The organism is Hyphomicrobium sp. (assembly GCF_036780825.1).
In the GTDB taxonomy this organism is placed as follows: Bacteria; Pseudomonadota; Alphaproteobacteria; order Rhizobiales; family Hyphomicrobiaceae; genus Hyphomicrobium_C.
The window spans coordinates 86,217-103,764 of the sequence record NZ_DAIQCD010000004.1 but is presented as its reverse complement, the minus strand read 5'-3'; the positions used below and the strand labels follow the sequence as shown (position 1 = coordinate 103,764).

Below are 17,548 nucleotides of genomic sequence, written 5' to 3'. Positions count from 1 at the left end.
GGCACCGCCTTTCGTGCAATCGCCATGATGGCGGCTGCACGTTCCGATGTGTGCCGATGTGTTCTTGTTCTGTCGAGGTCATCCGGCCGCGCGGGGAAGCCGCGCGGCCGGATTTTACGGGTAGAAGGCCGGGACCGCTGACGCGATCCCGGCCCGCCGTTCATTCCGCCGCGACGGCGAAAGGCTCATCTTCCACGGTTTCGGCGCTGTCGGTTTCGGGCAGAGCCTCGTCCTCCATGGCGAGGGCTTCCGGCTGCTCGTCCACCGCCAACCATGCGGGCCGCTCCGTGCGCAGGATCGGCGGGAGCCACCCGGTTCCGGCCAGAAGCCGTTCGGCAGCTTCCGCCATGTCCGGCTTCTTCTTGTCCGCGATCCGCTCGGCGGCTTCGTCGCCAAGCGCCTCACGCACGGCGTCAAGGATATGGGCCTTCGTGACACGCCCGAGATAGGCCCGAACGGTCGGCGTCCAATGCGCCGTCATGTCGAGCGCAACCGCCGTCGCCAGCCTGTCCGCCGTTGCATAGGCGTGGCGCTTGTTCTGCTCCCATGGCAGCTTGAGGGCGTTGACGGTCTGCGCGGCGCAATGGGCGAACAGCGCCATGACGCTCGCATGGTCCAGACCGGCGATGAAGCCCCAAAGCTCGGCCACGTCGCGCGGCATGTCCGCCGCCCATCCGGCATGACGATCCGCCAGCGCCTTCGCCGCCGCCGTGTCCTCGATGCCGTCCGCATGCCCGCCAAGGCTGGCGCTGATCGGGCGGATTTCGAGGGCGTGGGCGTCCCCGCCGCCACGATAGAAGGTCTGCGCGGCAAGCGCATGGGTGACGGCGATCAAGGCCATGTCCGGCTGTTCGCCAAGAGCGAGACGCAGGCCAAGCGTCCGATGGGCCGTCAGGTCGCGAATGAGAAGATCGGAAATCGGCTTGCCGTCTTCCTCCGCTTCATCGTCCTCGGCGTCGAACGCGGAAACATGGTTGCCGTCCTCGTCATACTCGCCGTCCTCTCCGATGATTTCGCCATCGCCGTTGACGTGAACGCCGTCGATGATGGTTTCGCCATCTGTGCTTGCTTCTTCTTCCGGTTCCGGTGCCTCGTCCTCGGGCCGGATGAAACCGCGCTCGATCCGGGCTTCGCCGTCATGGTTCAACACCACGAACACGCCGCCGCGCCCGATCTCGTCGGCGTCATAAGCGTAGCGCAGCCCGTCGATCCGCTCGATCTCGGCTTCAAGCTCCGCAAGGCGCTGATCCACATCGGGCGGCAGGTCTGTGTCTGCGTCCTGCCATTCCGCCGACAGGCGCTCAAGTTCCTCCTGCGCGGCGTCGTAGGCGGCTTCCTGTTCCTCGGAAAGCTCCACCGGCTGCGGATAGGTGCGGCGCATGCCGTGCGCATGGGGCCAGTCGATATAGGCCAAAACCCATTTCCACCCCTCGGCCTCCCGAACCTCGGCGGCAGTGCTTTCCAGTTTGTCGAGGGCAAGCCGGTCCAGCAGCGCGGCGTCCTCGTAGAAGCCGCCGCGATCCTCGGTGAACAGGTCACGGATAATGTTGCCACCTGCCTCGGTATAGGCTTCCGCGCCGACGAACACCGCGCGCCGATCCGAAGCCGCCACATTGCTAGCGGTCAGGTCGCGGCGGATGATCCACGGCTCCTTGTTGTAGGACAGATTCTCATAGACCTGTTCCTGCCGGTCGTAGTCGTCGGTGATGGCGAACGCCTGCAACTGGTCCATGGTCAGCCCGCCATCGCGGTAAACTTGAATCAGCTTGGGGCTGACAGCGCCGAGGCGAAGCCGCTGCTTCACGACATGCGCGGACTTGCCGAACCGGGCCGCGATTTCCTCCGCGCCCCATCCGCGATCTTCCGAAAGCTCGCGGAACTTCTCGAACTCGTCGGCGGGGTGAAGGTTTTCGCGGTTCACGTTCTCGTCAAGGCTGATCTCGGCGGCGTCGTTCGCCGTGTCGATGACGCAGCGGATCGGCTCCGTCTTCTTGATCTCCTTGCGCTTGGCGCGCAGAAGCTGCGCCAACCTGCGGCCTTCCCCGACGCTGACGAGATAGAAGCCGGTCGGTTCCCCGCCCGCGTTCGTTTCCGGCTCTACCACAAGGTTTTGCAGCATCCCCTTGGCGGCGATGCTTGCGGCCTTCCCCTCGATAGACGCCTCGCTGTGCGGGGTCTTCCGGGCATTCTTCGGATGCTTCTTAAGCTTGTTGAGCGGGATGAAAACCGTTTCGCCATGTTCTGGAACGGTCGTGATCTGTGTAATGGTCGTCATGATCTTGATCCTTTTGGTCTGGGTTGGAGCGCAGCGCTGCGCTGCAACCCTGGCCGTCGCCGAGACCGGGGGGTGCAAGGCGCAAGGGCGGACGGGCGGAGGGGGATCACCCGGCCTGCACAAGCGGATCGAAGTCGTGACGAGAGTGCGGAGCACATATCCGCGCGGAAGGCTGGGGATACCGCCCTGCTGCCCTTGTGCCGCGCCAGGGGGCAGCGCCCCCAAGCCACCCGCCCGGCAAGAGCGAAGCGGAGGACGGGTACAAAGCTAGATCAGGATGTGCAAAGCCCCAAAACCCGAGGACCGAGCATCCTGATCGCCGCTTTTGTTATTCTGTTGCGATATAGTTGGTATCGCTTAGGAATTGATCATCTGCCATACTGGCCAAATAGATGTCAAAATATAAAGACGAGAAGACGCGCTTGGACATTCACGAGCTTAAACTACTGTTGCAACAGCATCTGACAGACGGCCTAGTAACGGTTGTCGGCTCTGGTCTGTCATGCGCGGAAGGGCTGCCGGGTATGGGCGAGTTGGGCACTCATCTCGATGCGACAGTGACAGCAGGCTTGGCGGCAGCGGAGGTAGATCGGTGGAAAGCGATTTCACCGCTCCTGCCAACCAAGGGACTCGAAGCGGCTCTTCTGGAAGTGCCCCCGACGACAGGACTGGAAATCGCGATCGTTGCGCGCACGGCCGAACTGATCGCTATACGTGAGCGTCAAATTGTTGCCGAAGTTTTCTCGCGGACCCGGACGCTGCGTTTTACCGGGCTCGTCAAGCACTTGTTGAAACCTCATACCGGACTTCCGGTGGTTACTACCAACTATGATCGCCTGGTTGAGGTCGCCGTGGAAGAAGCCGGTCTCGGCGTTGATACGTTGTTTATCGGCCATTTTGCAGGAGAGTTGAACGAGCAGGAAAGCCGCCTGAGCTTCTGCCGGGAAGTGACGCTGAAGGCCGGACGAGCACAGTTTCGTTATCGTCCGCGCGCCAATATCTTCAAACCTCATGGCAGTCTCGACTGGTATCACCGTGACGGGAAGCCCGTCCGCTACTCTGGTGATCTCGATCTACCGAGGCTCATCATCACGCCGGGGTTGAACAAGTTCCGCAACGGCTACGAAAGCCCGTTTGACCGCCATCGGGAACGGGCAAATTCGGCGATCGACCGTGCCAGCCGCTTTCTCGTGATCGGCTATGGTTTCAACGACGATCACCTTGAAACTCACCTGACGCCCCGTATCCGCAGCGGCGTGCCCACGCTGCTTTTAACTTACGGACTGTCGGATAATGCGGTGAAGCTCGTAAACGAGTGCCGCAATGTCATCGCGATTCAGCGCGCCGAACAAGCTGGTGTTTCCGGCTCTGGCGTCTTTGTCGCTGGCGTCGAGACCTTCTTTCCTGGTCTGGACCTGTGGGATCTGGGCTCATTCGTTGCCGAGGTGCTTGAACCATGACTGAAGCCGCTCTCCAATTTGCTGACGAGGATAAAATCGGGCGCGTCGCGTCGGTCGATACCAGCCGTGTTGCGATCGATGTGACGAACTCCGTTCTGCTCACGCGGATCGGCATCGGACAGCTCATCGCCATTCGCGGCGCGACGGAGCGCGAATACCTCATCGCCATGACAGAGCGCGTTACCCGCAGCATCAGGGAAGAATTGCCCGGCCCGGACGATGAGGATGCCGATGGCGGGCTTTTGGCAGCGGTGCCGACCGACCTGATCCAGGGCGTGTTGATCGGTACGTTCAGAACGGTGGAGGGAGATCGGCGGAATACATTCAAGCGCGGTGCGGATAGCTTTCCGCAGATCGACCGGGACTGCTTCGTCATTGAAGGCGGAAATCTTCAGCGCTTCATGGGAATCCTGGGTGCCGGTTTTTCCGCCGATGAAAGACTCAAGCTCGGCACGTTCGTTGCGGATCGCACGGCCGATGCGATCGCCAGTGGGGACAAGTTCTTTCAGCGGCACGCAGCGATCCTCGGAAGCACCGGGTCCGGCAAAAGCTGGGCTGTTGCACTGATCCTCGAACGGGCCGCCAAGCTGAAGTTTCCAAACATCATCGTGTTCGATATGCACGGCGAATACGCTCCGTTGGCAGATAAGGCGAACGGAGGATTCGCTACGCGCTTCCGCGTCGCTGGTCCCGGCGATCTGGAAAATCCGGGAAACGACACGCTGTTCCTGCCATATTGGTTGCTCAACCGTGATGAAATGCTGTCGATGATCCTCGATCGCAGCGACCAGAACGCGCCAAATCAGGCGTCGCGGTTCACGCTGCATGTCCGCTCCTTAAAAGGGCAGACACTCGATGCTGAGAAGAAGGCCGATATCAAGAAAACGTACACTGTCGATTCGCCGATTCCTTACGACGTCAAACAGTTGGTCGGGCTTCTGAACACAGACAACACCACAAAAGGGGTGGGTAAGAACGGCCCGGTGAAGGGGGAATGGGAGGACAAGCTGACCCGGTTCCTGTCGCGCCTCGAAGCAAAGCTGGACGATCGTCGCTACGGCTTCATGTTCGCACCGCCACCTGCTGCGATGAAATACGACTGGCTTGCAACGCAGGTGCTCAAACTGCTGCAATCTGGCGATGACACAGGCATCAAGGTTATCGACTTCTCCGAAGTGCCCGCCGACGTACTCCCCGTGGTGACGGGAACGCTGGCGAGGCTACTTTATGATGTTCAGTTCTGGATGAGCGGGAAGACCCGGACGCCGGTTACGCTGCTCTGCGACGAGGCTCATCTTTACCTTCCGGTTCGCGATGACGCTGACGCGGTCCAGCGTCAGGCCCTCGGATCATTCGAGCGGATCGCCAAGGAAGGCCGTAAATACGGCTTCTCGTTGCTCGTGGTGAGCCAGCGCCCGTCGGATGTCAGCCGGACGATCCTGAGCCAGTGCAATAATTTCTTGGCTTTGCGCCTGACGAACGAAACCGATCAGGGCGTCATCAAGCGCCTGATGCCGGATTCGCTGGCTGGGCTGACGAGCATCTTGCCATTGCTTGATACGGGTGAGGCGCTGTTGTTGGGTGACGCTGTTCTGCTACCGACGCGGATCAAGCTCGACATGCCAAAAGTGCCGCCGGATAGCGCGACGCGAGATTTCTGGAAGGAATGGGGATCGGCCAAGCCGGATGATGCCGCAATAACTTCTGCGGTCGAATGTTTGCGGGGGCAATCGCGTAACGGCGGATAAAGCCCGCAAAGGCGCATTGGGGGGGAAATGATTCTAACGGATAATGAGACAAAGGTGGATCTCCTCAACAATGAGGCGATCGCCAAAACTATCATCGAACTGCTGCGTGAAAAGCCTGACCGCGCTGTGACAATCGGTGTTCATGGCGACTGGGGCGCAGGCAAATCCAGCATCCTTGAGATGATCGAGAATGGCCTCAGTTCGGATGAGGACGTGCTCTGCATCAAATTCAACGGGTGGCGTTTCCAGGGGTTCGAAGACGCCAAGATCGCGCTGATCGAGGGCATCGTTACCGGGCTCGTTGAAAAGCGGCCCTTACTCACCCAGGCCGGCGTGGCCGTGAAAGACATCTTTCGGCGGATCGACTGGCTGAAGATCGCGCGGCGCGGGGGCGGTCTCGCGTTCACCGCGTTCACCGGCATCCCCACAGCCGATCAGATCGGCGCAGTGGTGGGCACCTTGAAGGGAATCTTCTCCGATCCCTCGAAACTCGCCACGCAGGAGAATTACGACAAAGCGATCGATGGTGTGCAGGGTCTGCTGAAGCCCGGAGAGTCGAAGAACGTCCCGGAGGAGATCGAAGCCTTCAGGAAGGCTTTTGACGATTTGCTCAAGCAGGCAGGCATCAAGCAACTGATCGTACTCATCGACGATCTTGACCGCTGCCTGCCAGACACGGCGATCGAAACGCTCGAAGCCGTCCGACTGTTCGTCTTCACCGCTCGCACCGCATTCATCGTCGCGGCCGACGAGGCGATGATCGAGTATTCGGTGCGCAAGCATTTCCCCGAGTTGCCGGACACGACTGGCCCCCGTGACTATGCGCGCAACTATCTCGAAAAGCTGATCCAGATTCCATTCCGGATTCCGGCTTTGGGCGAAACAGAAACCCGTATCTACGTCACCCTGTTGCTCATCGGCGCCGAGCTGGGTGACGACGATCCCGCTTACTCGTCGCTCATCACAGTCGCGCGTGAATTGCTCAAACGGCCTTGGAAGACGGCCGGGCTCGACGCGCAGACGGTGAAGACCGCCTTGGGCGACAAAGCCGGCCAGGTACAGAACGCGCTCACCTTGAGCGACCAGATCGGTCCGATCCTGGCCAGCGGTACTCAGGGCAATCCGCGGCAGATCAAGCGCTTCTTGAACACCTTGCTGCTGCGCCATCAGACCGCGCTCGCTCGCGGCTTCGGAGAAGAGGTGAAGCTGCCCGTCCTGGCGAAACTAATGCTGGCCGAACGGTTCCTCTCCAGACTATTCGATCAGATCGCCAGCGCCGCCGCCCGTGATCCAGACGGCCGTTGCGCAGACTTGGCGGCGCTTGAAGCCGCCGCGTTGGAGAAGAAGCCAGTTCCAAAGGCCAAGCGGGCCGGGCCGAAAATCAGTGTCATCGATGACACCAAGCCGACCGTCGTGCCGGATTCCAAAGACAGTGCCGTTCTGACGGAATGGAAGGCGGCCGACGCGATACGGGCCTGGGCGCGGCTATCGCCGGCCTTGGCTGAGGTCGATCTGCGCCCCTATCTGTTCGTCACCAAGGATCGGAAAGACTATTTTGGCGCGGCCTCCGTCCTCGGGCGTCTCGCCGCTGTGGTCGAAAAACTGCTCGGCCCAAAACTCGCGGTCCAAGCGTTCGAAGGCGAACTCAAGCAACTCGTTCCTGCGGAGGCGGCGCAGGTCTTCGAGGAACTGCGCGGGCGCGTTATGGGCGGAGACACCTTTGATACCGTGCCACCCGGCATCGACGGACTCGCGGTGCTAGTTCGCGCGCATCCGACGCTTCAAGCCAATCTTCTTGACCTGCTCGAAGCCTTGCCCGCCGATCGGTGCGGGCCTTGGCCCGCGTCGGGTTGGGAGGGTGTCGTCAAGGATTCCGACGCCGTGGCGCGCTTCGAGAATCTACTCTTAGGATGGTCCACCTCCGGTTCGTCCTTCCTGAAGCCCACGGCGAGCGCCGCGCTTCGCACGCGGAAGGGTGGTCGCTGATGGGCACGTCGAACGCCTATGGGGGTGCAGGAGGCGGTACGCCGCTCATTCCGAGTTGGTTGCAAGGTGACAGCGACGGCGGAGCTGGCGCGGGTGATAGCGACGGAACGCAATCCCCGGCTCCTGATGGAGCGCCGCCCGCAGTTCCTCCCGCGCCAGCACCTCGGCCGACCGCGCCGGCAGGGGCGTCGGATCGCTTCACTTCCGCCCGAAACAATTTCACGCGTTTCGCAAGTTCGGGCGGAAGCGACCGTAGGAGCCTCGGCCGCGCGGTTTCGCAATATGTGTCCAAATCAGCGGGCGGCTCACGCCAGGCTGCGCAGCGGATGGGTTCGTCGCGGGGCGCGGGTGCTGGACTGGTCAGGTTCCTCAACGACGCCAGCGCGAATGGCGTGCGTGAGGCGCTACGAACGCTCAACCTTGAAAGCCTCGCCGGGCGTCCGATCGAGGAAGTGTTCGCGGGTCTCGCCGATTATATCTGCCCCGAAGGTGGGTCTATTGATGAGGGAATCGCGCGAGACGCCTTCGTCGAGACGATCGCCGATCTCGCCGGTGCTGGCATTACCGACATCGACGCGCTGACACCTGGGCAAATCCAGACCGTCTTCGAACTATATGCGACTCACGCGATCGAGGCGCGCATCTGTAACGACATCGGCACCAAGGTCGTAACCTTGCCTGCCGATCCGCGCGCGGCCGAGAGGGTTCAGGCGCAATTGCGTGATTTCATCCAGCGGGGTGTCAGCGACGCGATCAACGCCGCGGGTGTCAACATTCAGTCGCTGACCCCAGATGCAGTGATGGGCTTTGTAACTAACGTCTATCAATCCGCCTTCGACGTGTTGCAGACGATGGGCGATGGGGAGGCAGCGAAATGAGGCGCCATGTCATCATTGGCCGTTTCGGCGAGGACGATAAGACCCGTGTTCCAAAGGCGCGCGACGAAGTCGCATCGATCTTACAGTTGGTAGCGGGCAAGCGTCTCGATCATGGGATCGGCCACGCCTTGGCTGACCTCAAGGCGCTGCACCTGACCCCGAGCGAGATCGGCGCGGACATGCTCGTGGTCGCGGCCCACGTTCACGCAGCGGACACCCGCATCTCCCGCTCGACGGAATCGCAGGATGCCTGGACGCGCGAGATTCGATTAGTCGTCCCCGTGAGCGATCCAGTGCGATGGACGGCCGCCGCGCCGATCTTGGTCCGCGCCTTGAACTTCCTGACAGGCGACAGATGGGATGTGGGCTTCCGCAAACGGGCCAAGGGCTACGCGAAGCTGGTTTCTCCTGCCGCGCCCACCCTCATTCCCGCCCCGTTCGATGGCGTGAGCTTGTTCTCCGGTGGTTTGGACAGTTTGATCGGTGCGATCGACAGCTTGAATGCCGGCGAGACGCCGCTTCTGGTCAGCCATGCCGGCGAAGGACTGGTGAGCAAGTCGCAGGAGCAGTGCTTCCACGGTTTGAAAGCCGCTTATAAAGCCTCTTCTTTCGATCGGCTGCGGGTATGGATGAGCTTCGATAGCGGGTTTGTCGAGGACGTCGGATCGGAGGACACCACACGCGGCCGCTCGTTCCTGTTCTTCTCGCTGGGCTTGGCCGCCGGGACTGCGCTCGGCCGCGACTTCGTGCTCAAGGTTCCGGAAAACGGGTTGATCGCGCTCAACGTGCCGCTCGATAGACTTCGGCTCGGCGCGCTCAGCACCCGCACGACGCATCCCTTCTACATGGCCCGGTGGAACGATCTGCTGCGGGCGCTCGGTGTCGGAGGGAAGGTCGAAAATCCCTATTGGGACAAGACCAAGGGGGAGATGGTCACCCAATGCACCAATCCGGCCCTGTTGAAGCAGCTCGCCCCGCTGTCGCTATCATGTTCATCGCCGACGAAGGGGCGCTGGACCAAGAAGCCACAGGGACACTGCGGATACTGCCTACCGTGTCTCATTCGACGGGCCTCTCTACAGGGCAAGGATTCGACAATTTACGGCGTGCCAGACCTGAAGACTGCCACATTAGACACCCGACAGGCCGAAGGTCAGCAGGTCCGATCCTTTCAGATCGCGATCGCGCGGCTATCGAAGCGTCCGGAACTCGCCAAGGCCCTCATCCACAAGCCAGGGCCGCTCTATGATGATCCTTCCCGTCACGATGACTTGGCTGATGTCTACCGCCGCGGATTGGAAGAGGTTGGGCGCTTGCTGACTGGCGTTCGCACCGCACCGTCGTAAGAGGCATCATGCGATCAAGTCTCGTTGATTTTCATTGCCACCTCGATCTCTACCCGGACCACGTGGCCGCGGTGGAGCGTTGCGAGAGCGATGGCGTTTTCACCCTCGCCGTGACCACCACGCCTAGAGCTTGGCCGCGGAACCATGAACTGGCGTCCGCCACCCGTCACGTTCGCGCGGCTCTCGGCCTGCATCCTCAACTGGTCGGCGAGCGCGCCCGCGAGATCGGGCTGTGGGAGGAATTGCTTCCGCTAACACGCTATGTTGGCGAGGTCGGACTGGACGCCGGCCCGCGGTTCTACAGGTCGTTTGAGACGCAAAAAGAGATTTTCGCTCGTGTGCTGACGCTCTGTGCGGCGGCGGGGAACAAGATCGTCACGACGCATAGCGTCAGAGCGACGAAAGCCGTGCTCGATATGGTCGAGCAATACATGCCGCCCCAGCGTGGACGCGTTGTGCTTCATTGGTTCACCGGTACCGCGAAAGAGGCAAAGCGGGCGGTAGATCTCGGCTGCTATTTTTCAGTGAACGCCGAGATGCTCGTAAATGAAAAGCGGGCGGCAATAACCAAATCTTTGCCTCTCGATCGCATTTTGACAGAGACGGACGGACCGTTCACACAAACTAGCGGTAATCCTTCCACACCAAGCGATGTTTGGGTCGCTGTCGAGGGATTGGCGCGTCTGCATGGGATTTCAGTAAGAGACATGTCCGCAGCCATTCTGAATAACCTCAAAGACCTACTTGCCGAGCGGAGCTAGATGGGCGGCTCACCGTCGCCTACGGATGCATTGGTATGTGCTGCATCCCCGGCGGTTGCAAACGCGGCAAACCATGGCTCGACTTGTAAGGCATTCCTTAGAGGCGTTCGGATTAGATCCGGTGCGCTTCAAACATAAGTTGCGGCCATAGACTTGCCGTCTTTAGTCAGCGATTGGAGGTGACTAATTGCCTCTGCGACTGAGAACTCTTTGCCAGTCTTATCCTTGAAGTTGCTGGGCAGCCCTGTCCACACTACGACATCATATTCTTTTTCGGCAGCCCATTCAGCGACTGCGTCCGGCACGGGGGGCGAACAAGTCCGGCTGCCATCGCGGAAATAGAAACCTATTCGCTTCATGATCGTACCTTCGCGGCAGCGCAGATCGGCAATCGCGTCATCAGGGTTGCTGCGCCTGCTGAGCGAGTAGGCGGCCAGGCCCTGCGCCCGTGCAAGCTTATCCTCGGGGTATCCGGGCCGAGCGGCGCTCGGTCGCGTGGAGAAATGTTCGAACCACGTCTGTAGTTTGATGCATTCCGGTGGAACCGGTACCGCGTAGAAGTCTGCCGCATATTGCAGGGTCGCCATGGCAACGCAGTCGGCCACGGTTATCCGATCTCCTGCGATGAACTCAGTGCCGCCAATCATTTTCTCGATAAGACGCAGTTGCCCGAAATACCTGATAGCGCAGATTTCGGCGACGTCCTGACTGGTCCGCACGATGCCATGGCCGAGCGGACTGCCATGACGCCCCCATAGGCCGAAGAACGTCAGCGCTTCATCGAGCATATGCACGAATTGCCGGGTGCGCGCCCGCGCAGCAGGCATTGCTCCCAACATGTCGGGACCGAAGGCCTTGTCCTCGAGATATTCGAGGATCGCCAGCGACTGACCAATGACCGTGCCGTCCTCATCTTTGAGGATAGGCATCGACCCGGTCACAGTAAGCGCCGTGATCGCTGCCGGCGGGACATCGGCCCGTCTGTCCGGCTCGTCGAACAGGGTGACCTCAACATTGGTTGGCTTTTTCTCGGCCAGGTAGATGTTGAGCCTTTGCGGATAAGGCCCGAAGGCAAAATTGTAGAGTTTGATGGCCAATATGTCGGCTCCTATGTCCGGTCAGGCAAACCCACCACTCAGCCGGCGATCGCGACCCAGCCGCGGAACGAAAACGCGGCATAGAACAGCGCCGGGTCCACAAAACCTGCTTCCAGCAGAAGCGTCTCCTCGTCGTCAGGCGTCAGGAGGGGCAGACGCTGTGCCATAATAGCTGCGGAAGCGGCGGCCTTTGCCGGATCGGACCCGTCCCGGTCGGCGAAGAGAGCCGAGCGAGCGAGCCATCGCTCCGAGGCGGCGTCCGGCGCGGTGTGATGAGCGACGACGACGGCGCTGCCGGGTTTCAGGCGATGACGGATTTCCCGCAGCGTCTTCAGCCTTTCATCCCTGTCGAGAAAGTGAAGCGTGAGAAGACATGTCGCGCCGTCGTATGGACCGGGCGGTGCCTCATCCACAGTTCCGGCACTCAGGTCCATGCGGCCAGCGAACGGCGAGACGGCTTTGTGTGCGAGGTCCAGCATGGCAGGTGACGGATCGACGCCGGTGAAGCGCCATTCCGGTCGCACTTGCGCCATCGCCTTCAGTTCCAGCCCGCCGCCGGCGCCGACCACGAGGATGCGCGCTGCGTCCGGCGCGTGCTCGGCGAGAAGCAGCTCGGTCATGCGGTGCAGGTCGGTGAGGCCGGGGACTTTCTTCAAAGTTTCCTCGGCGTAAGATGCGACAGAGGTCGGGTTCAGGAACGGCGTGAGATTGTCGTTCATTGCTTGTCACCCCCGAACACAAGGGAGCGATGGATCGCCATTGCCGCCATGACCCCGTCGGCGCAGGCGAAGGTGACGTTGTGCGCCATGCGGGTAATGTCGCCGGCGGCATACACGTCGGGAACGCTGGTCATCTGCATCTGGTCGACCTTCACGGTTGAGCCGAGTGGCCCATGATCGATATCGCAGCCCAGCGTCCCGGCAATCTCGCTGTTGAGACGATTGCGTGGACTGATGAACAGAGCATCGATGGGCTGCGTGCTGCCATCCGAAAGGTGGATTGCCGAAAGGTTGGATCCGTCACCCGTCACATGTTCGACACGCGCCGGCTCGATGCGCACACCGCGCCGGGAAAGCGCTTCGCTGGCCGCTGCCTCCAGCTCGCCGCCGTCCAGGTAGAAGGTCGCCGGGCCCCAGTCTGCGATCAGCATCGCCTGATGGTAGGACATTGGCGAGACGTTCAGCACGCCGAGCAGGCGGTCGCTGAACTCGTAGCCGTGGCAATAGGGGCAATGAATGACGGATGCGCCCCAGCGTTCGGCTAGCCCCGGCATCTCGGGAAGAATGTCTGAGACGCCGAAGGCGAGCAGCAGGCGCTTTCCGGCGATGGTCGCCCCGCTCTGCAAGGTCACGGAGAACGAACCGTCTGCCTTCTGTGCCTCGACGGCGGCATCGTTGAAAAAGCGTACGGTCGGATAGGCGCCAACCTGCTGGCGCATCGTGTCAAGCATGAGTTTGGGATCGCTCCCATCCTGCGCAAATAAGCCGTGCGATGCGGCGGCGAAGCGATTGCGCGGCTCACCCGTATCGAGAACGCAGACGGATTTGCGGGCGCGGGCAAGATACATGGCAGCGGAAAGGCCGGCGAAGCTGCCGCCGATGATGATCGCATCATAGTGCATGAAATTCTCCCCGCATCAGGCTTTTGCGGAAGTGGATTCGGTTGACGCAGGCCGCTCAGGGCCGCGCAGGACGATAAAAAGGAAAAGCAGCGCCATCACACCGACGCCGACCCACATCGCCTGCTGCCAGCTTTCGACGAAAGCTTCCTGCGCGGCCCTGTAGAGGCTATCCGCGTAAGGCAACCCGCCGTCCGCGAGGGCCATTGCGTTGGCAATGTTTTGTCCCGCCAGTCTGGCTGCATCGCCGGGAAATCCGGCCAGTCGCGGAGCGATCGCGCTTGTGTAGCCTGCGGCGAACACCGCGCCGAGCAGAGCGACCCCAAGTGATGTTCCCAACTCGCGCGTGACATCGTTGAGCGCCGACGCGACACCCTGCTGATCGCGTGGCAGGGAGGACGTGATCGCTTCCGTCGAGGGCGCCATGGCCAATCCCATGCCGATGCCCATCGCGACCATGCCCGGCAGAACCGAGAGGTATCCGCCATCGACCGACACAAGGAGCGACATCAGTGCCAGCCCCGTCGCACCCAGCAGCACGCCCCCGGCGATCGTCGTCTTCGGGCCGATTCGTGCGGACAGAAGCGGCGCGACCCCGGAAAAAACCATCATCAGCAACGCCATGGGCATGAGGCCCAGCGTGGCGCGCAGGCCCGACCACCCGAGGACCGCCTGGAAGAATGGATAGAGGACGATGAATACGCCGGCCTGCACGCCGAACCAGGTCGTCAGAGAGACCGAGCCACTGGTCAGACTGCGTTTCCTGAACAGCCTGATATCAAGCAACGGGTCGGGATGGCGCAGTTCCCACCAGACGAAAGCGATGAAGGCGGCGATGCTGACCGCAAAGCCAAACAGCGTCGGAGCCGCTGTCCAACCAATCGCCGGGCCTTCATGCAGAACAAAACTCGCGCCCATGATGGCGAGAAGCGACAGGACAGAGCCGACCGTATCGAACCGATGTTCCGAGGACTGGCGCGAATTGGGAACGGCACGCAAAGCCATGACCGCGGCAACTGCTACCAGTACGACAGGAAGCGCGAACAGCCAGCGCCAGGACAGGAAATCGACCAGCACGGCGGAAAGGAACATGCCGAGGATGCCGCCCGCGCCGGCCACGCCGGTCCAGATGCCGATGGCCTTCGATCGTTCCTCGTCGGGAAAGGCCGAGGTAATGACCGAGAGCGTCACCGGCATGATCATCGCCGCGCCGACGCCGCTCAGGAAGCGTGCGCCGAGCATCACCTCGACGCTCGGGGCAAGAGCCGAGCCAATATTGGCGACCCCGAAAACCGCAAGGCCGATCAGCAGCACCGGCTTGCGGCCCCAGCGGTCTCCCACCGCGCCCAGCGGCAGCAGCAGCGAGGCAAGGCTGATCGCATAGAGATTGATCATCCAGAGCACCTGGCTCTGGCTGGCCCCGAGATCGAGCGCCAGATGCGGCTGCGCGACATTGAGGCCGGTCACGGCGGCGATGACCGCCATCAGCGCGATGCAGACCGTGATCAGGATGCTGCGGCGTCGCGCGGGATCGTGGACCGTAGGGTCGGGCAAGGAATCACCATGAAGAAGAATGGCGTCTTCAGGCGAAGTCGAACTGTCAAAGCTGGACATTTGGGCACCGGATCATGTATCAGACGAAGATACATATAACCAGTGCCGCCTTACGTATCAAGAACAGATACATGAACTCCGGATCAGGCCGGTCTGCGGCCTGAAAGCTCGCAAACGGAAATACGGATGAACAAGGACACAAGGCTTTCCGACGTGCTGCACGTCCTGCTCCACATGGGGCAGGTCGACGAGCCGCTGACCTCCGAGATGCTCGCCAAGAGCATGGGAACCAATCCGGCGGTGTTCCGCAGGACGATGGCGGGGTTACGCGAGGCAGGCCATGTCCATTCAGGCAAAGGCCATGGTGGTGGCTGGCGGCTGGCGCGTCCGCTGGCGGAGATCACATTGCTGGATGTCTATCAGGCGCTCAATTGCCCGACCCTGTTCGCCATAGGTAATCGCAGCGAGCGTACGGATTGTATGATTCAAAAGAACGTCAACGCCGCCCTCTCCGAGACGATGGCGCAGGCGGAAGCGCTGTTCGTCAGGCGGTTCGGCGAGGTGACCCTCGATACGCTGCTGCCGGCAAATCCGGATTCCCCCACATTGCATGTGCACGACGCCGGCTGAGCACGACTGCTGCACGATACGCCGATTTCGTAAGGTCGGTGCCGGCGTTCCTGTTGGCGCTTCTCAATCCTGAGCAGTAGGACGCACGACGATGCTGCCGATCTCGACATCGTCGGGCTGCTCGACGGCAAAGGCGATGGCCCGTGCGATGGCGTCAGGAGAGACGGCCATTTCCTCCTTCCGCTTCAGTATGGCTGCCTTGACGGCAGGATCGTCGATGGCCGCATCTGCAAAACCCGTATCTATGAAGCCAGGCGAAATCTCGGTGACGCGCAGGCCTCTCACGCATTTCTGCCGTAGCGCTTCCGTGGCGGTCCTTAGGCGCGAGCCGGCCTGCACAGTTAACGGCGAACTTCGCGGCGCTTTCGCTGCATCTGTCCGAGGATCACCGGGCGCGGCTTGATGCAGCCAGAGTACTGCCGGTCATCAATCCGTATTTTATCTTTCAACTGCCGATGCCGATGTTGTTTGGCGGGATGGATGTCCAGTCCTGGCGGCGGAACTGATACCTCGCTGAGCCGCAGTATCGGCTCCGCTATCTCTGTCCGCGGGATCAGTCCATGAGATAGCGCCATTTGACCATGCGTTCACCAAGATCGATGGTTCCGCCATCGACGCTGAAGCGTCCGTCACCCTGATGGTGGATCAGCCGCTTTTCGCGGCGCTTGGTGTCAGCCCAGATGCGCTGCACTTCCAGCACCACCATGTCATAGCGGTTTAGCCAGCCATCATCGGCGATGCGGCATTCCAGATTGGCCCAGCATTCTGTGACGAGCGGCGCGCCCACGGTCTGCGCCGGTAAGGGCGTCAGGCCGAAATGATCGAACTTGTCGATTTCATCGCCCGAGCAATTGCCGATATCGACCACCGTCTCGGCCAGATCAACGGTCGGCACCGCAAGCACGCATTCGCCGGTTTCCAGCAGGGCCTTCTGGCTGTGATCCCAGGACCCGATGACCGCGCCGACGAGCGGCGGCGCGTGGCTGATCATCATGTGGAAGCCCATGGTCATCAGATTGGCCTTGCCCGCGTGCGAGCGGGTGGAGACCATGACGATGGGGCCGGATTCGAGAATGCGATAGGCTTTTTCTGGCGGGATTTCGTCGAACATGGCAAGCTCTCACAGGGTTGGCCCCGGGCAGGTACAGGATGGGCCTGCCCGGTGCTTGAGGTTCAGTCCTCAAAATCAGTGGCATCCGAGGCTGTGCGCCAGGCGTCGAGATCCGTCTTCACCGCGTTCATCTTCTCATCAGCCAGCGTGGTGGCGATTTTGCCTGCAAACAGGTGCAAAGGCGGCTCGGCAACCTTTGAGGCCTCAATAATCAGTGCCGCCACCTTTTCCGGGTCGCCAGCCTGCTTGCCATCCAGCGCATTCAGATGCAGGTCGAGCGAGGCCTGCGCCTCGGTATAATCGGCAATCGCGCGTTCGGCGACGACGAGGCTGTCCTTCGACAGGAAGCCGGTGCGGACGGGGCCGGGGTAAACCACCGTGGCCTTGATCCCCAGTTCTGCCACCTCGGCGCGCAGGCTTTCGGTCAGACCGGCCAGCGCGAATTTGCTGGCGACATAGCTGCCCCAACCCGCATAACCGCCCTGAAAGCCGACGATGGATGCGACGTTGAAGATATGCCCGCTACGGGCGGCGCGCAGATGCGGCAGCGCATGGCGCAGCACGTTGAGCGGGGCGAAGACGTTGACGTCGAAATTGCGCCGCAGCTCGGCATCCGACAGCGCCTCGATCGCGCCCTGCTGGCCGTAGCCTGCGTTGTTCACCACGCGGTCGATGCGGCCGAAATGGGCGATGGTGCGCTCAATGGCGGCCTTGGTGCTGGCATCATCGGCCAGATCGACCGCGAGCGCCAGAAACTGCGCGCTGTCTTCGCCAAGCGCATTGCGCAGGCTGGCAAGATTGCGCGATGTGGCGGCGACGGCATCGCCCCGCGCCAGAACCTGACGGGCCAGCGACAGGCCGATGCCGCGTGCGGCCCCGGTGATGAACCAGATGTTTTTGGGAGAGATGTTTTGCATGGAAGGCTCCGTTCGTTCACTGCGATGCGCCCGCCTGGGGTCGGTGTTGCGATGGTGGGAACCTAAGGAGCGATAGAAGGCCGGACTAGGCCGAGGGCTATTTCATAATTGCCTAATCCTATTTGGTATTCATAAATTCATAGATTGAAACGCATATAATATGCCAT

The 17,548-nt window shown here is 61.4% G+C and carries 15 protein-coding genes; 7 read left to right on the top strand and 8 right to left on the bottom strand.

Translation table 11 applies throughout. From position 1 onward, the window contains the following. Positions 1–160 precede the first annotated feature (160 nt). Entirely contained in the window at positions 161–2,275 is a 2,115-nt protein-coding gene (locus tag V7P99_RS03610; protein WP_099866429.1) for a ParB/RepB/Spo0J family partition protein, read from the bottom strand. A gap of 422 nt (positions 2,276–2,697) precedes the next feature. On the opposite strand from V7P99_RS03610, the gene V7P99_RS03605 reads away from it, so the two are divergent. From V7P99_RS03605 to qatD, 6 genes are all read left to right on the top strand, one after another. Beyond that, positions 2,698–3,735 carry an SIR2 family protein gene (locus V7P99_RS03605; protein WP_099866484.1) on the top strand — a complete coding sequence of 346 codons (1,038 nt, stop codon included), beginning with the start codon at positions 2,698–2,700 and terminating at the stop codon, positions 3,733–3,735. Continuing rightward, positions 3,732–5,483 carry an ATP-binding protein gene (locus tag V7P99_RS03600; protein ID WP_099866428.1) on the top strand — a complete coding sequence of 584 codons (1,752 nt, stop codon included), beginning with the start codon at positions 3,732–3,734 and terminating at the stop codon, positions 5,481–5,483. The genes V7P99_RS03605 and V7P99_RS03600 overlap by 4 nt, the downstream gene beginning before the upstream one ends. Before the next feature lie 27 nt (positions 5,484–5,510). Then, the gene (gene qatA / locus V7P99_RS03595) at positions 5,511–7,469 is read left to right on the top strand and encodes a Qat anti-phage system ATPase QatA (protein ID WP_099866427.1); all 1,959 of its coding nucleotides are present in this window, start codon (positions 5,511–5,513) and stop codon (positions 7,467–7,469) included. After that, positions 7,394–8,347 (top strand): Qat anti-phage system associated protein QatB, encoded by a 954-nt coding sequence (gene qatB, locus V7P99_RS03590; protein ID WP_333793440.1) that lies wholly within the window; start codon positions 7,394–7,396, stop codon positions 8,345–8,347. Before qatA ends, qatB begins: the two co-directional genes overlap by 76 nt. A gap of 128 nt (positions 8,348–8,475) precedes the next feature. Further along, on the top strand, positions 8,476–9,693 hold the full coding sequence (gene qatC, locus V7P99_RS03585; RefSeq protein ID WP_333793439.1) for a Qat anti-phage system QueC-like protein QatC: 1,218 nt from the start codon (positions 8,476–8,478) through the stop codon (positions 9,691–9,693). An 8-nt stretch (positions 9,694–9,701) separates the two neighbouring features. After that, positions 9,702–10,454 carry a Qat anti-phage system TatD family nuclease QatD gene (qatD, locus tag V7P99_RS03580; RefSeq protein ID WP_099866425.1) on the top strand — a complete coding sequence of 251 codons (753 nt, stop codon included), beginning with the start codon at positions 9,702–9,704 and terminating at the stop codon, positions 10,452–10,454. 128 nt (positions 10,455–10,582) lie between these two features. On the opposite strand, the gene V7P99_RS03575 is transcribed toward qatD, so the two are convergent. From V7P99_RS03575 to V7P99_RS03560, 4 genes are read right to left on the bottom strand one after another with little or no spacing between them, the layout of a single operon-like run. Next, positions 10,583–11,551, bottom strand: coding sequence for a glutathione S-transferase family protein (locus V7P99_RS03575; protein WP_333793438.1), 969 nt, complete (start codon positions 11,549–11,551; stop codon positions 10,583–10,585). 38 nt (positions 11,552–11,589) lie between these two features. After that, complete coding sequence (locus V7P99_RS03570; RefSeq protein WP_099866422.1) at positions 11,590–12,270, bottom strand: class I SAM-dependent methyltransferase; 681 nt, start codon at positions 12,268–12,270, stop codon at positions 11,590–11,592. Further along, positions 12,267–13,172 (bottom strand): NAD(P)/FAD-dependent oxidoreductase, encoded by a 906-nt coding sequence (locus tag V7P99_RS03565; protein WP_099866421.1) that lies wholly within the window; start codon positions 13,170–13,172, stop codon positions 12,267–12,269. The genes V7P99_RS03570 and V7P99_RS03565 overlap by 4 nt, the downstream gene beginning before the upstream one ends. A gap of 15 nt (positions 13,173–13,187) precedes the next feature. Next, complete coding sequence (locus V7P99_RS03560) at positions 13,188–14,783, bottom strand: MFS transporter (protein ID WP_198585982.1); 1,596 nt, start codon at positions 14,781–14,783, stop codon at positions 13,188–13,190. Between the two features lie 126 nt (positions 14,784–14,909). Between V7P99_RS03560 and V7P99_RS03555 the strand changes: the two genes are divergently transcribed. Next, complete coding sequence (locus V7P99_RS03555) at positions 14,910–15,353, top strand: Rrf2 family transcriptional regulator (RefSeq protein ID WP_030091724.1); 444 nt, start codon at positions 14,910–14,912, stop codon at positions 15,351–15,353. Between the two features lie 63 nt (positions 15,354–15,416). Here V7P99_RS03555 and V7P99_RS03550 read toward each other — a convergent pair whose 3' ends face one another. The 3 genes from V7P99_RS03550 to V7P99_RS03540 form a co-directional block, all read right to left on the bottom strand. Beyond that, complete coding sequence (locus V7P99_RS03550) at positions 15,417–15,638, bottom strand: hypothetical protein (protein ID WP_198585981.1); 222 nt, start codon at positions 15,636–15,638, stop codon at positions 15,417–15,419. Positions 15,639–15,906: 268 nt separating this feature from the next. After that, the gene (locus V7P99_RS03545; RefSeq protein ID WP_099866420.1) at positions 15,907–16,464 is read right to left on the bottom strand and encodes a flavin reductase family protein; all 558 of its coding nucleotides are present in this window, start codon (positions 16,462–16,464) and stop codon (positions 15,907–15,909) included. 62 nt (positions 16,465–16,526) lie between these two features. After that, a complete protein-coding gene (locus V7P99_RS03540; RefSeq protein WP_030091721.1) occupies positions 16,527–17,381 on the bottom strand; it encodes an SDR family oxidoreductase in 855 nt (284 codons plus the stop codon). Positions 17,382–17,548: the final 167 nt, after the last annotated feature.

What these genes read in the sequence shown, in the direction of transcription:
- V7P99_RS03610 (WP_099866429.1), bottom strand. Translation starts at nt 2,275, where the DNA reads ATGACGACCATTACACAGATCACGACCGTTCCAGAACATGGCGAAACG.
- V7P99_RS03600 (WP_099866428.1), top strand. Translation starts at nt 3,732, where the DNA reads ATGACTGAAGCCGCTCTCCAATTTGCTGACGAGGATAAAATCGGGCGC.
- qatA (WP_099866427.1), top strand. Translation starts at nt 5,511, where the DNA reads ATGATTCTAACGGATAATGAGACAAAGGTGGATCTCCTCAACAATGAG.
- qatB (WP_333793440.1), top strand. Translation starts at nt 7,394, where the DNA reads ATGGTCCACCTCCGGTTCGTCCTTCCTGAAGCCCACGGCGAGCGCCGC.
- qatD (WP_099866425.1), top strand. Translation starts at nt 9,702, where the DNA reads ATGCGATCAAGTCTCGTTGATTTTCATTGCCACCTCGATCTCTACCCG.
- V7P99_RS03570 (WP_099866422.1), bottom strand. Translation starts at nt 12,270, where the DNA reads ATGAACGACAATCTCACGCCGTTCCTGAACCCGACCTCTGTCGCATCT.
- V7P99_RS03565 (WP_099866421.1), bottom strand. Translation starts at nt 13,172, where the DNA reads ATGCACTATGATGCGATCATCATCGGCGGCAGCTTCGCCGGCCTTTCC.
- V7P99_RS03560 (WP_198585982.1), bottom strand. Translation starts at nt 14,783, where the DNA reads ATGTCCAGCTTTGACAGTTCGACTTCGCCTGAAGACGCCATTCTTCTT.
- V7P99_RS03555 (WP_030091724.1), top strand. Translation starts at nt 14,910, where the DNA reads ATGAACAAGGACACAAGGCTTTCCGACGTGCTGCACGTCCTGCTCCAC.
- V7P99_RS03545 (WP_099866420.1), bottom strand. Translation starts at nt 16,464, where the DNA reads ATGTTCGACGAAATCCCGCCAGAAAAAGCCTATCGCATTCTCGAATCC.
- V7P99_RS03540 (WP_030091721.1), bottom strand. Translation starts at nt 17,381, where the DNA reads ATGCAAAACATCTCTCCCAAAAACATCTGGTTCATCACCGGGGCCGCA.